We start from the raw sequence: 15,644 nt of genomic DNA, 5'->3' as shown, positions 1-15,644 counted from the left end.
ACGTGTCAGAGCCTCAGCACGACCAGGAACGCGACCTCGAGCGGGTGGCCGTCATCGGCATGGCGGGCCGCTTCCCGGGCTCCCCGGACATCGAGACGTTCTGGTCCCACCTCGAAGAGGGCCGGGAAGGCATCACCGCCTTCACCGACGACGAGTTGACCGGTGTGGACCCCGCCCTGCTGGAGCGGGACGACTACATCCGGGCCAAGGGGTTCCTCGCGGACGCCGACCTGTTCGACGAGGGCTTCTTCGGCTACAGCCCCCGCGAGGCGGAGATCATGGACCCGCAGCACCGGGTCTTCCTCGAGTGCGCCTGGCAGGCCCTGGAGTCGGCCGGAGTCGACCCCCAGCGCTTCGAGGGCCGCATCGGTGTCTTCGCCGGGGCGGGCTTCAACTCGTACCTGGTGCTCAACCTGATGAACAACCAGCCCGTCCTGGACGCGGTCGGCATGTACCAGGTCCTGCTCGCCGGCGACAAGGACTTCCTGGCGACCCGGACCTCGTACAAGCTCGGCCTCAAGGGCCCCGGCGTCACTGTCCAGACCGCTTGCTCCACCTCGCTGACCGCCGTGCACCTGGCCTGCCAGAGCCTGCTGAACGGCGAGTGCGACATCGCCCTCGCCGGCGGGGTCGCGGTGTCCTCGCCTCTGCGCGGCGGCTATCAGTACGAGACCGGCGGCATCCTCTCCTCCGACGGGCACTGCCGCGCCTTCGACGCCGAGGCCTCCGGCACCGTTCCCGGCAACGGCGCCGGAGTGGTGGTGCTGCGCCGGCTCGCCGAGGCACGCGAAGGCGGGGACACCGTCGACGCCGTCATCCTGGCCAGTGCCGTCAACAACGACGGCTCCCTGAAGGCCGGTTACACCGCGCCCTCCGTCGACGGCCAGGCCGAGGTGATCGCCGAGGCGCTGGCCCTGGCCGACGTGGACCCGGCGACCGTCGGCTACGTCGAGACCCACGGCACCGGCACCCCGCTCGGCGACCCCATCGAACTCGCCGCCCTCACCCGGGCGTTCCGCGACGGAACCGACGAGCGGGGCTACTGCGCCATCGGCTCGGTGAAGAGCAACGTCGGCCACCTCGATGCCGCGGCCGGAGTCACCAGCCTGATCAAGGCCGTCCTCGCCCTCAAGCACCGGGCCATCCCGCCGACCCTGCACTGCCAGACGCCGAACCCCGAACTCGCCCTGGACTCCAGCCCGTTCTACGTCAACACCGAGCTACGGCCGTGGCCGCGCGCGGACGGGCCGCGTCGGGCGGGTGTCAGCTCCTTCGGGATCGGCGGCACCAATGTGCACGTCGTCCTGGAGGAGGCGCCCGACCCTGCCGCGCCCTCGGGGCCCGGCCGTCCGGTGCGGGTGCTCGCGCTGTCCGGGAAGACTCCGCAGGCGCTGAGCGACAACGCGCGCCGCCTGGCCGACCACCTCGAACGCCACCCGGACACCGACCTCGACGACGCGGCGTACACCCTGGCGTGCCGCAGGCGGCCCTTCGGGCACCGTGCCACCGCGGTGGGAGTCGGGGCGAAGGACGTCGTGGCGGCACTGCGCTCCATCGGGTCCGGGGTGGTGGCCGGTGAGCGTGCCCCGGTCGCCTTCCTGTTCCCCGGCCAGGGGGCGCAGTACGTCGGCATGGGGCGCGAACTGTACGACCAGGAAGCGGTGTTCGCCGCGGAGTTCGACCGGTGCGCCGAGTTGTTCACCGAGCACCTGGGCCAGGACCCGCGTGCCCTGGTCTTCGCGCCGGACGGCTCGGAGCGGCTCACCCGTACCGAGTTCGCCCAGGCCGGCCTCTTCTGTGTCGAGTACGCCCTTGCCCGGCTCTGGGACTTCTGGGGTGTGACACCCCGGGCCATGGCGGGGCACAGCATCGGTGAGTTCGTCGCCGCCACCGTCGCCGGGGTGTTCTCCCTGCCGGACGCGGTGCGTCTGGTCGCCGCCCGCGGACGGCTGGCGCAGGCGATGCCGGAGGGCGCCATGCTGTCGGTGTTCCTGCCCGAGGACGAGACGACCGCGTGGCTGGGGGAGGGGCTGTCGATCGCAGCCGTCAACTCCACCGCCCTGACCGTGGTGTCGGGCGGCGAACAGGCGATCGACGCCCTGGAGGCACGGCTGAAAGCGGCCTCCGTCACCTGCCGGAGACTGCACACCTCGCACGCCTTCCACTCGCAAGACATGACCGACGCCGTCGCGCCCTTCACCGACGAGGTACGGGCGGTCACCCTCAACGCCCCCCGGATCCCCTTCCTCTCCAACGTCACCGGCACCTGGATCACCGACGAGCAGGCCACCAGCCCCGAGTACTGGGGCACCCACCTGCGCCGGCCCGTCCGCTTCCGTGACGCCCTCGACGTCCTGCTCGCCGACCCGGCGCTGGTGCCCCTGGAGGTCGGCCCCGGCCAGACCCTGGCCAACTTCGCCCGTGCCCACAGCGCTTGGACCACCGGCCGGACCGTCACCGGCTCGCTCCCGCACCCCGGCGACCGAACCGACGAGGTCACCCACCTGCTCACCAACCTGGGCACGCTGTGGAACGCCGGGGTGGACGTGGACTGGGCGGCCTTCCACACGGAGGAGCACCGCCGCCCGGTGCGCCTGCCCGGGTACGCCTTCCAGCGGCGGCGCTTCTGGGTGGAGCCCGAGCCGGGGCGGCGGACACCGGTCCGTCAGGAGACCTCGGTGGCCGACTGGTTCGCCGCCCCAGGCTGGACCCGCATGCCCTTCACATCAGAAGCGCAGAGCGGCGGGGCCGGAGCCGTCTGGGTGCTGCTCGGGGCCGAGCTGCCCCTGGGGCGTGCCCTAGCGGCACGGCTGACGACCGAGGGCGAGCGGGTCGTCCCCGTCAAGGCCGAGGTCGGTCCGGCAGACCGTGAGCAACTCGCCGAACTCCTGCGGTCCCCGGCCGTCACGGAGGCGGGCTCGGTTCGGCTGGTGCATCTGTGGAGCACGGAAACCGACCCGGACGACGGCCCACCGACCGAGCAACAGCTCGACCAGGCACGGCGGTTGGGCTTCGACAGCCTGCTCGCCCTCGCACAGGCCCTCGCCGAAGTACGCCCCACGCCGCCGGTGCGGCTGGACGTCCTGTGCCGCGGTGTGTTCGCCGTGACCGGCGACGAAGCGCTGCATCCGGAGAACGCCACCCTGCTGGGTCCGTGCACGGTCATCCCGCAGGAGATCCCCGGCATCACCTGCCGTGTTCTCGATATCACCGGCGTGGCCTCCGACGACCGCCTGGTCCGGGCTCTGCTCGCCGCACCGGCCGACGAGCCCGAACTCGCTCTGCGTGGACGGCACTGGTGGCGTCGCGCCTTCGACCAGGTGCCGCTGGGCGACGCCGACCGCACCGGCCTGCGCGACGGCGGCGGATACCTGATCACCGGTGGCCTGGGCGGTCTCGGCCTGGCGATGGCCGAACACATCGCCCGCACCGTGAACCGGCCCGTGCTCGGCCTCCTCGGCCGCTCGGAGTTCCCCGGCGAGGACGCCTGGGACACCTGGCTCGCCGAACACGACCAGCGGGACCCGGTCAGCGTCCGCATCCGGCGGCTGCGGCTCCTGGCCGAGCAGGGCGCCCGGGTCGTCGTACTGCGGGCCGACGCCACCGACGAGGCACAGACCGCCGAAGCGGCGCAGCGCGTAAGGGACTTGGCGGGCGCCCTGCATGGCGTCGTGCACGCGGCGGGACGGCCGTCGCAGGGCATGATCCTCACCAAGTCCCGTGCCGAGGCCGACGACGTCCTCGCCGCCAAGACGCTCGGCACGCTGGTGCTGGACCGCGTCTGCCGCGACGACCGGCTGGACTTCATGCTCCTCTGCTCCTCCGTCACCGCCCTGTTCGGCGGCCCCGGCCAGAGCGACTACGCCGCCGCCAACGCCTTCCTGGACGCGTTCGCCCAGTGGAAGCGGCAGGTGAGCGACACCCCGGTCACCGCCGTGGGCTGGGACACCTGGCGCGAGACCGGCATGGCCGCCGGCCTTTCGGACCGACTTGGCGCGGGCGGCACCCCGACCGGGCACCCCCTGCTCCAGCGCCTGGTCCACACGGGCCCGCGGTCACGGACGTACTCCACCACGTTCAGCACCGCCGACCACTGGATCGTCGACGACCACCGGATCATGGGCCACGGGCTCGTGCCCGGCACCGCCTACCTGGAACTCGTCCGGGCCGCCGGCGCCGAGCAGGCCGAGGGACGCGTGATCGAGATCGCGGACGTGCAGTACCTCACGCCCGTCGTCGTCCCCGACGGGCAGACACGTGAGGTCTTCACCACCGTCGAGGAGAGCGACGGCCGGTGGCGGTTCTCGGTGCGCAGCCGGAGCGGGGCGGGGGTGTGGACGGACCACGCTCTGGGGTCCCTCGACTTCGCCGAGGCCGAGTCCGGAATCGTGCGCGATCTGGCCGTGCTCAGGGCCGATTGCGGTGTCACCCACGTCCTGGACACCCCCGAGACCATCACCGAGGGCCTGCGGCTCGACCGGTTCCAGCGCGGCGGCCCGATCGAGTTCTCGTTCGGCCCCCGCTGGGACTGCATGCGCCGCATCGAGGTCGGGCCGGGGCAGCTGTTGGCCACTCTCCAGCTGGGCCCGGAGTACGCGGCGGACCTCGACGACCATCAGCTGCACCCCGCGCTGCTCGACGCCGTCGGCGGCACCGCCCGGGTGTACGCCACCGACACCTACTACCTGCCCTTCAGCTACCGCCGCCTGCGCGTCCACCACGGCCTGACCTCGACCGTGCACTGCCACGCCCGGCTCAAGGAAACGACCGACGCCAGCGGCGAGACCATGACCTGCGACTTCGAGGTCCTCGATCCGCAGGGCCGGGTACTGGTCGAGATCACGGACTTCACCATCAAGCGGATCAACGACCTGGAAGGGCTGCGCGAGCAGATCATCCGGACATCGGCGGCCGACGAGCCCGACACCTCCGGCGGTGTGGTGCGCGTTCTCGGTGAGGGCATCAGCGAGCGTCAGGGCCAGGAGGCCTTCGGCCGTCTCCTCGCCGCTTCGGACCGGCCCGGTCACCTGCTGGTCTGCCACCGCGACGTGACGGAGCTGCGTGAGCTGGCCCGCTCGCTGACCCCTGAGCTGCTGGCCCGGGAGATGGAGCAGTTCGCGCCGCCCGGAGGTGCCCACCCGCGTCCCGACCTGGACACGCCTTACGTCGCACCGCGCACCGAGCGGGAAGAGACCGTCGCCGGTGTCTGGCGCGACATCCTCGGCCTCGAACAGGTCGGCGTCGACGACGACTTCTTCGCCCTCGGCGGGCACTCGCTGGCCGCGGTCCGCATCGGCGCCCGGATCAAGGACCTGCTCGGTGTGGACCTTGACCTGCGGGCGTTCTTCGAGCGCCCCACCGTCGCCCACACGGTCACCCTGCTGACCGCCGGTCCTGGCGCACCGGCACCCGAGGACACCATCGAGGTCATCGACCGCACTGAATACGATCGCGCCGAACCGGAATCGCTGGACGACCTCTCCGACGAGGAAGTCGACGCCCAGCTCCGGGCCCTCCTGGCCGCCGAGGGAGGGCACTCATGAGCGCCCCGGTCGCCCTGGTCACCGGTGCCTCCCGCGGCATCGGGCGGGCCATCGCCGTACGACTGGCCAAGGATGGCTTCGACATCGCGCTGTGCTACGCCTCCCGCGACGACGCCGCCCGCGAGCTGGAGAAGGAGATCGGCGGACTCGGCCGGCGCACCTGCGTCCGCCGCGCCGACGTCTCCGACCCGGCAGCCGTGGACGAACTGGTCGAGGAGGCCGAGAACACGCTCGGCCCGCTCGACGCGGTCGTGGCCTCGGCCGCGGTGCTGCGGGACAACCCGCTGACCGTGATGGAGGACGACGACTGGCACGACGTACTGCGCACCAATCTCGACGGCGTCTATCACGTCTGCCGCTCCGCCATCGAAGGCATGGTCAGGCGCCGCCGGGGCGTGATCGTCGCCCTGTCCTCCGTAGCCGGACTGCACGGCAACCCCGGCCAGACCAACTACGCCGCCTCCAAGGCGGGGATCATCGGCTTCACCCGCTCACTGGCGCGTGAGGTGGGCCGTTACGGGATCCGCGCGAACGTGGTGGCACCCGGGTTCATCACCACCGATCCGGTGCTCGCCCTGCCCGAGAACGTGCGGGACGAATTCGCGCGGCGCATCGCGCTCGGCCGGTTCGGCCGCCCGGAGGAGGTCGCCGACCTCGTCTCCTTCCTGGTGTCGGACCGCGCCGGATACATCACCGGAGGCACTTTCCGGATCGACGGCGGCATGGGCTGACCCCGCCCCCAGTCAGGGACCAACCCGAGCAACCGGCGCGGCGTCCGCCGCCGAGACCGACGAGCAGGAGAACGACGCATGACCGACATCGACCTGACCGGCCTCACACCGGAGCAGAAGCGCGTGTTGCTGGCGGAGCGACTGCGGCGGGCGGGCGAGGGGCGGGCCCCGGCGCGCAGGCGGCGCTTCGCCGCGTCGTTCCCCCAGCAGCGCATGTGGTTCCTGGAGCAGCTCGACCCGGGCGGCGCCGCCTACAACATCCCGGCGGCGGCGCGCGTGCACGGACCGCTCGACGTGGAGCTGTGGCGCCGCAGCCTCGCCGAGATCGTCCGCAGGCACGAGTCCCTGCGCACCACCTTCGACGAGGTCGACGGCGAGCCCGTGCAGGTCGTCCACGACTCGGGCGAGCTGGAGCTGACCGTCGTGGAGTGCGGGCACCTGCGCGGATCCGAAGGGGAGCCGGGCATCGTGGAGTTGGCCCGGCAGGAGTTCGCCCGGCCCTTCGACCTCGGCACCGGCCCGCTGATGCGGATGAAGTTCCTGCGCCTGGCCGACGACGAGCACGTCCTGCTGCTCACCATGCACCACATCGTCGCCGACCTGTGGTCGACGTCCGTGCTCTTCGGCGAGCTGATCGCGCTCTACCAGGGCCACCTCACCGGCACCCCGGCCGAACTGCCCCCACTGCCCGTCCAGTACGCCGACTACGCGGCCTGGCAGCGCAAGAAGCTGGCGGGCGACGGTTTCGCGGCCGAGCTGGAGCACTGGCGCACGACACTGGAGGGCGCCACGCCCGTCCTCGAACTGCCCACCGACCGGCCCCGACCCGCCGTGCTGACCAGCGCCGGCGGCTCGCGGCCCTTCCACCTCCCGGCCCCGGTGATGAACGGCGTGCGCGAACTGAGCCGCCGCAGCGGTGTCACCCCGTTCATGACGCTGCTCGCCGCCTACGTCGTCCTGCTGCACCGCTACAGCAGGCAGGAGGACGTCGTCGTCGGCGTGCCGGTGGCCAACCGGGGACAGTCCCAGGTCGAGCCGCTCATCGGGTACTTCGTCAACACCCTCGCGATCCGCAACGACGTCTCCGGCAACCCCACCTTCACCGAACTGCTCGGCCGGGTGCGCCAGTCGGCCCTCGACGCCTTCGCCCATCAGGACGTTCCCTTCGAGCGGCTGGTGGAAGAGCTGTCTCCGGAACGGGACCTGTCGCGCTCGCCGGTCTTCCAGGTGTCGTTCGTGTTCCAGAACATCCCGGTGCCCGAGTTCGACGTCGCCGGGCTGCGCTTCGAGCTGCTGGAGGTGGCGAGCTCCACCGCGCGCTTCGACCTCGAACTCCAGGTGTTCGAGCGGGGCGAGGAGCTGAGCGGCTGGTTCGAGTACAACACCGAGCTGTTCGACGCGGCCACCGTCGACCGTATGAGCGGCCACCTGAAGGTGCTCCTGGACAACCTCCTCGCCGACCCCGAACAGTCCGTCCTGGACGTCCCGTTGATGACCGAGGCCGAGGAGGAGGCACAGCACCGGGAGCGGGAGGACACCCGCGCCGAGTGGCCCGACGAGCTGCTCACCCACCGGCGCGTCGAGCAGCAGGCGGCCCTGCGCCCGGACGCGGAAGCGGTGTACTGCCAGGGGGAGACGCTCACTTACGCCCACCTCGACGCCTCCGCGAACCAGCTCGCCCGCAGGCTGAAGCTGCTCGGCGTCGGGCGGGACGTGCCGGTCGGGGTCTGCCTGGAGCGCTCGCTCGACATGGTCGTCGCGGTACTGGCGGTGCTGAAGGCTGGCGGCGCCTATGTGCCCGTCGACCCGAAACTGCCCGAGGACCGCATGGCGTTCATGATCGAGGACTCCGGGCTGCCCGTGATGATCACCCAGAGTTCGGTGGCGCCGAACCTGCCCGCGTCCCGGGCGACGGCGCTGTGCGTGGACGAACTCCGCGAGGAGATCGCCGCCGAGTCCGCCGTGGCCCTCGACGAGCCGGTGGCACCCGAGGACCTCGCGTACATCATCTACACCTCGGGCTCCACCGGCCGCCCCAAGGGCGTCCAACTGCCGCACCGCGCCCTGCGCAACCTGTTCTGGGCGATGAAGCAGTGGCCCGGCATCGACGCCGGCGACAGTCTGCTCGCCGTCACCACGCTCTCCTTCGACATCGCCACCCTGGAGCTGCTGCTGCCGCTCGTCGAGGGCGCCCGCGTGGTGCTCGCCACCCGCGAAGTGGCCACCGACGGCAAGCTGTTGGCCGACGAGATGGCCGCCACCGGCGCGACCATGATGCAGGCGACCCCGTCCACCTGGCGGATGCTGCTCGACGCGGGCTGGCCCGGCCGCCCCGGACTGCGCGGCCTGATCTGCGGCGAGGCCCTGCCGCCCGACCTGGCGCGCCGACTGCTGGCCAAGGGCGTGGACCTGTGGAACATGTACGGCCCCAGCGAGACCACCATCTACTCGCTGGGCACCCGGATCACCGACGACACCATCACCATCGGCCGGCCGATCGCCAACACCGAGGTGCACATCCTCGACCCCGAGGGCCGTCCGGTGCCGCCCGGCGTCCCCGGTGAACTGTGCATCGGCGGCGCCGGACTGGCCCGGGGCTACCTCGACCGGCCGGACCTGACGGCGAAGCAGTTCATCGCCAACCCCTTCGAGTCGGACCTCGCCGACCGGCTCTATCGCACCGGCGACCTGGTACGGCGCCGGGTGGACGGGACCGTCGACTACCTCGGCCGCCTCGACCACCAGGTCAAACTGCGCGGTTACCGGATCGAACTCGGCGAGATCGAGTCGGTGCTGATGTGGCAGGAGTACATCCGCGACTCGGTCGTCGTGGTGCGCGAGGACCAGCCGGGCGACCGGCGCCTGGTCGCCTACGCGGTACCGGACCCGGAGGCGGGCACCACCGACGACCTGCGCCGCCGACTGCGGGCCGCGCTCTCCGACAAGCTCCCCGACTACATGGTGCCGTCCGCGTTCGTGTTCCTCGACGCGCTGCCCCGCACCCCGGGCGGAAAGACCGACCGAGGCGCACTGCCTGCCCCCGAGCCGGGCCAGGGGACCCGCGCGGCCACGGCGTACGTCGCGCCCCGCGACGCCGAGGAGAAGACCCTGTGCGAGCTGTTCGCCCAGGTGCTGAACGTGTCCAGGGTGGGCATCGACGACAGCTTCTTCGCCCTGGGCGGGCACTCGCTGCTCGCCACCCGGCTGACGGCGCGGATCCGCGCCGCGCTCGGCACCGAGGTGCCGGTGCGGGCCCTCTTCGAGCGGCAGACCGTGGCCGGTCTCGCCGAACTGCTGCGGCAGGGCGGCGGCGACGAGCGGCCCGCCCTGACTCCGCAGACCCGCCCCGACCCGCTGCCGCTGTCCTTCGCCCAGCGACGGCTGTGGTTCCTGCACCAGATGGAGGGCCCCTCACCCACGTACAACCTCCCCTTGGTGCTGCGGCTGACCGGTGCGCTGGACGTCGACTGCCTGCGCGCCGCGCTCGCCGACGTCGTCAGCCGCCACGAGGCGCTGCGCACCGTCTTCCCGGACACCGGCGCGACGGCGTACCAGCACATCCTCGACCCGGGTCAGGCGTGCCCCGCGCTCCCGGTCACCGACGTGGACGAGGCGGGCCTCGACGCCGCCGTGGGCGCCGCAGTCCGGCACGCCTTCGACCTGAGGTCCGAACCCCCGCTGCACGCCGAGCTGTTCACGCTCGGCGCCGACACGCATGTGCTGGCCGTCGTCGTCCATCACATCGCGGCCGACGGCTGGTCCCTGGCACCGCTGCGGCACGACCTGGCGACCGCCTACCGGGCCCGCCTGGAGGACCGGGCACCGGCATGGGCGCCGCTGCCCGTGCAGTACGCCGACTACACCCTGTGGCAGCAGGGGTACCTCGGCGCGCAGGACGACCCGGCCAGTGTCTGGTCGCGTCAACTGGACCACTGGCGCGACGCGTTGGACGACCTGCCGGAGCGGCTCGCCCTCCCCGTCGACCGGCCCCACCCCGCCGAGGCGTCCCACGACGGCGACACCCTCACCTTCCGCTGGGAGGCGGACCTCCACCTGGGCCTGGCCCGCCTGGCACGCGACTGCGACGTCAGCCTCTTCATGGTCCTCGACGCGGCCCTCGCGGTGCTCCTCGGCCGCCTCGGCGCCGGCGCGGACATCCCCATCGGCGTGGCGAGCGCGGGCCGCGACGACCAGGCCACCGAGAACCTCATCGGCTTCTTCGCCAACACCCTCGTCCTGCGTACGCGGTTGTCGGACGGTCAGACCTTCCGCGAACTGCTTGCCGCGGTGCGGGAGAACACGTTGGACGCGCTTGCCCATCAGGACATCCCCTTCGAGGCCCTCGTGGACAGCCTCCGGCCGACCCGGTCGGTGGCCCATCACCCCCTCGTCCAGGTCATGCTGTCCTGGCAGACCGGCACCGACGAGACCCTGGACCTGCCCGGGATCGAGACCACGCCCCTGGTGCGGGGCACCGGCACGGCCCGCATGGACCTGGTGTTCCTGCTGCACGAACGCCTCGCGGGCGACGGCGCGCCGGCCGGTATCGAGGGCGGCATCGAGTACAACGCCGATGTCTTCGACCCGGAGACCGTGCGCACCATGGCCCGCCGACTGCGTCAGGTGCTGCTGGCGATGGTCGGCGACCCGGACCGGCCCGTCGGCGACCTCGACCTGCTCACCCCGGCCGAACGGCACCGTCTGTTGGAGGAGTGGAACGGCGAGGTCGGCGAGGCGCCCACGGCCGGTCTGTCCGAGCTGTTCGCGGCGCAGGCGGCCCGTACCCCGGGCGCCGTCGCCGTCAGCCACGGCGAGGAACGGCTGACCTACGCCGAACTCGACGCGGCCGCGGACCGGCTCGCCGTACGGCTGCGCGCGCTCGGCGTGGGTGCCGACGGCAGCGAGGACGCGGTGTGCCTGCTGATGGACCGCTCGCTGCGGCTGCCCGTCGCGATCCTCGCCGTGATCAAGGCGGGCGGCGCGTATGTGCCGCTTGACGCCCGCTATCCCGTCTCCCGCATGCGCATGATCGTCGCGGACACGAAGGCGAGCGTCCTGCTCGTGGACGGGACGGAGGACCCCGGCGTCGGAGCGACGCACGTCCTGGACGTGGCCGCTCACGACGGTACGGACGTCACGGCCCTGGACGCGCCCGAGCGTGGGCCCGACCGCATGGCCTACGTCATGTACACCTCCGGCTCCACCGGACGGCCCAAGGGCGTCGCGATCACCCACGGGAACGTGGCGAGCCTCGCCGCCGACCGCCAGTGGCAAGGCGGGCACCACGCGCGCGTGCTCATGCACTCCCCGATCGCCTTCGACGCCTCCACCTACGAGCTGTGGGCACCGCTGCTCACCGGCGGTGAAGTGGTCGTGGCGCCGGCCGGAGAACTCGACCCGGACGTTCTCGTGCGCACCCTGCACGAGCACGACGTCACCGCCGCGTTCTTCACCACCGCCCTGTTCAACCTGCTCGTCGAGCGTGACCCGACGGCACTGGCCGGGCTGCGCGAGGTGCTGTCGGGCGGCGAGAGCCACGCGCCCGACGTCTTCGCCAAGGCCATGGCCGCCTGCCCGGACACCGTGTTCTACAACATCTACGGGCCGACGGAGACGACGACGTTCGCCCTTCTCCAGGACATCAGCGAGGTCACCGACGGCAGCCTGCCCATCGGCCTGCCCATGGACGACACCCGTGCCTACGTCCTCGACGAGCGGCTGCGCCCGGTGCCCGTCGGCGTCCCCGGCGAGCTGTACCTCTCCGGCTGGGGCGTGGCCCGCGGCTACCTCGGGCAACCCGCCCTGACCGCACAGCGGTTCGTGGCCTGCCCGTACGGCACACCCGGGGAGCGGATGTACCGCACCGGCGACCTGGTCCGGCGCCGCGCCGACGGACGGATCGAGTACCTCGGCCGCACCGACGACCAGGTCAAGATCCGCGGCTTCCGCATCGAGCCCGGCGAGATCCAGAAGACCCTCGGCTCGCATCCGGCCGTCACCGACGCCTCCGTACTCGTGCGGGAGAAGCCCTCCGGCGGCAAGGACCTCGTCGGGTACGCCGTCCTCGCCGACGGCGCGCACGCCGAACCCGCCGAACTGCGGGCGTACATCGCCGAGCGGCTGCCGCAGTACATGGTGCCGGTCGCGGTCGTCCTGCTCGACGCGTTCCCCATGACCGCCAACGGCAAGATCGACCGCCGCGCCCTGCCCGCGCCCGACTTGGGCACGGACAGTGGTTCGCGCGAGCCGGCGACACCTGCCGAGCGGATCCTGTGCACGGTGTTCGCCGAGATCCTCCAGGTGCCCGAAGTCGGCCCGGACACCGGCTTCTTCGACATGGGCGGCGACAGCATCCAGGCCACCCAGCTGGTCGCCCAGGCCCGCACGGCAGGGCTCGTGTTCACCGTCCGGGACGTGTTCACCCAGCAGACCGTGGCGGGCATCGCCCAGGCGGCGCGCCCGGCCGACGAGGACACCGGGGCGGGCGTCGCCGACATCGGCACCGGTGAGATCCCGTTGCTGCCCGTCGTGGAACGGCAGCGGCAACTCGGCGGCTCGGTGGTCGGTTTCGATCTGTCGGCGACCGTGGGCCTGCCGTCCGACGTGGACGAGGAGCGGCTCACCGCGGCGCTCCAGGCGGTGGTCGACCGGCACGACGCGCTGCGCATACGGCTGGTGACCGGACCCGAGGGGCAGTGGTCACTGCACGCCGACGAGCCCGGCTCGGTGCGGGTCGCGGACCTTCTGCGCCGCGTGGACATCGGCGCACTGACGGACGGGGCGGCGCGGGACCTCATCGCCGAGGAGACGGCCGCGGCCAAACAGCGGCTCGACCCCGCCGAGGGCGCGATGCTCCAGCCGGTGTGGTTCGACGCGGGCGCGGGACGCGCGGGCCGACTGCTGCTCGCCGTGCACCACTTCGCGGTGGACGGCGTGTCCTGGCGCATCCTGCTCGCCGACCTCGCCGCCGCCTGGGACGCCGTGAGCGCGGGGCGTGAACCGGTCCTCGCGCCGGTGGTGACCTCGCTGCGCGGCTGGGCGGCCCGGCTGACCTCCGAGGAGAGCATCGCCCGGCACCGCGCCGAACTGCCGCTGTGGCAGGGCGTCCTGCGCGACGCGGCACCGCTGGTCTCCGGTGAACCGGACGCGGACCGCGACATCGCCGGGGCCGAAGGGCGGCTGACGCTGACCCTTCCCACCGAGGACACCGCGCCCCTGGTCGGCCGGGCGCCCACGGTGCTCCGGAGCGGCATCCAGGACGTCCTGCTCGCTGCCTTCGGACTCGCCGTCGACCACTGGCGCGCCCGCCGCCTCGGCACCGACAGCGCCCCGGTGGTCCTGGACGTGGAGAGCCACGGCCGCCACGAGCACCTGGCCGACGGAGCCGACCTGTCCCGCACCGTGGGCTGGTTCACCGGCGTCCACCCGGTCCGCCTCGACGGCGGCGCCCTCACCTGGGACGAGGTCACCGAGGCGGGCCCCGGCCTGGCAGGCGCCGTCATCCGCACCCGCGCCCATCTGAGGGCACTCCCGGAGCGCGGCCTCGGCTACGGCCTGCTGCGCCACCTCGACCCCGACAGCGCACCCCTCCTCGCCGAACTGCCCACACCCCAGGCACTGTTCAACTACCTCGGCCGGGTCCCGGTCACCGACGAGGAGAAGCCGTGGTTCCCGCTGCGGGACGACACCGTCCCCGGCGCCACCGCCGCCCGGCCCCTGCCGTACCCGCTCGAAGTCAACGCCGTCACCCAGGACGGCCCGGACGGCCCCCAGCTGGTCGCCAACTGGAGCTGGGCGCCCTCGCTGCTCACCGAGGACGAGGTACGCGAGCTGGCGGACGCCTGGTTCGAGGCGTTGCGTGCCATCGGCCGCTGCGCCCACGCAGTGGAGTCCGGAGCCGTCGAACTGGACCTTTCTGACAGTGAGCGCGCCGCGGCCGCGGACGCCGCCGACCTGCTGCACGCGCCGATCCCCAAGGCCGATCGCGGCAACGGCACCGGACTGTCCTTCGGCCAACTGGAGTTCCTGCTCCAGCCGGTGGGCCCCAACCACGCCCACCACGCCGTGATCACCGCCTGGCGCCTGCGCGGCGCACTCGACGCCCCGGCCCTGCGCCGCGCCCTGGACGACCTCGTGGCCCGGCACGACATCCTGCGCACCCGCTATGTCCAACAGGGCTCGGCCACCGTGCAGTTCGCCGACGGCAAGCCCGCCTGGCCGCTCGACACGGTCGACCTGCGCGGGCAGGAGGCCCAGCAGGAGAGGCTGCGCGAACTGCTCACCGCGCAGACCCAGGTGCCGTACCGCATCGAGGACGGCAACCTGGTGCGCGGCGTGCTCGTCCAACTCTCCGACGACGAACACGCGTTGGTCCTCGTGGCCCACCACATCCTCGTCGACCACTGGGGCTTCCTGGTCATCGCGGGCGAGCTCGCCGAGCTGTACGCGGCCCACTCCACGGCTCGGCAGCCGAGGCTCCCCGACGTGATGGTGCAGCACCTGGACTACGCGGCGTGGGAGCAAGGTCTGCTGACCTCGGGCGCGCTGGACGAGCATGTCGCGCACTGGCGCGGCGAGCTGGACGGCGCCGCCCGCACCCTCGACTTCGAGGCGCCCGCCCACCAGTTGGACGACTTCGTCGAGGGCTACAGCCACAGTGTGGTGATCGACGCGGAGGCCATGGGGGCGGTGCGGGACGCCGCCCGCCGCGAGGGCGTCACGCTGTTCATGATGCTGATGTCGGCGTTCCATGTGCTGCTGCACAGCTACTCGGGCGCGACCGACATCGCGGTGAGCCACCCCCTGGCCGGCCGTGAACGCCCGGAGAGCAAGTCGATGGTCGGACCGTTCATCAACGTCGTCCTCAACCGCACCCGGCTGGCGGACGACCCGACCGTGGGCGAACTGATCCAGCGGGTGCTGCGCGGCGAACTCGACGCGTACTCGCACCAGAACGTGCCGCTGCGCGCCCTCGTCCACGACGGCGTCATCGGCGACGGCAACCAGACGCCCCTGCGCGTGATGCTCAACCTCCTCGGCGTACCCAGCGACGAACTGGCCCTGGAAGGACTCCAGGTGGAGCCGCTGGACGTGGAGTTCGGCGACGAGAGTCCGCTGCCCGGCCTGGTCCTCTCCATCGAGCCGCACAACCTCGACCTCTACCTGGTGGCCCGCGAGGTCGAGGGCGAACTGCGCGGCCTGTGGGTGTACTCGCCGGACCGCATCGCACCGGCCGTCATGGGCGCGCTGGTGCGCCAGTGGCCGAAGGCGCTGGAACTCGTGGCCCGCCACCCCGAACTGACGGTCTCCCAACTGCGCGCCCGCCTCCGGGCCTGATCCCGCACGCGACCCGCCCCACCGACCGCGAAAC

3 protein-coding genes are annotated in these 15,644 nt (G+C 72.3%); all 3 read left to right on the top strand.

Annotation, left to right across the window (positions count from 1 at the left end; genetic code table 11):
* Positions 1–2: 2 nt before the first annotated feature.
* Complete coding sequence (locus BN159_RS03215; protein WP_015655461.1) at positions 3–5,543, top strand: type I polyketide synthase; 5,541 nt, start codon at positions 3–5, stop codon at positions 5,541–5,543.
* Positions 5,540–6,274, top strand: coding sequence for a 3-oxoacyl-ACP reductase FabG (gene fabG / locus BN159_RS03210; protein WP_015655460.1), 735 nt, complete (start codon positions 5,540–5,542; stop codon positions 6,272–6,274). Before BN159_RS03215 ends, fabG begins: the two co-directional genes overlap by 4 nt.
* Positions 6,275–6,352: 78 nt before the next feature.
* Positions 6,353–15,610, top strand: coding sequence for a non-ribosomal peptide synthetase (locus BN159_RS03205; RefSeq protein ID WP_015655459.1), 9,258 nt, complete (start codon positions 6,353–6,355; stop codon positions 15,608–15,610).
* The last annotated feature ends 34 nt before the right edge of the window (positions 15,611–15,644 follow it).

Origin of the sequence: Streptomyces davaonensis JCM 4913 (assembly GCF_000349325.1) — a bacterium.
In the GTDB taxonomy this organism is placed as follows: Bacteria; Actinomycetota; Actinomycetes; order Streptomycetales; family Streptomycetaceae; genus Streptomyces; species Streptomyces davaonensis.
This window is presented reverse-complemented; position numbering and strand designations above follow the sequence as displayed.

Excerpts from the sequence above, each read along its gene's own strand:
- fabG (WP_015655460.1), top strand. The coding sequence starts at position 5,540 with ATGAGCGCCCCGGTCGCCCTGGTCACCGGTGCCTCCCGCGGCATCGGG.
- BN159_RS03205 (WP_015655459.1), top strand. The coding sequence starts at position 6,353 with ATGACCGACATCGACCTGACCGGCCTCACACCGGAGCAGAAGCGCGTG.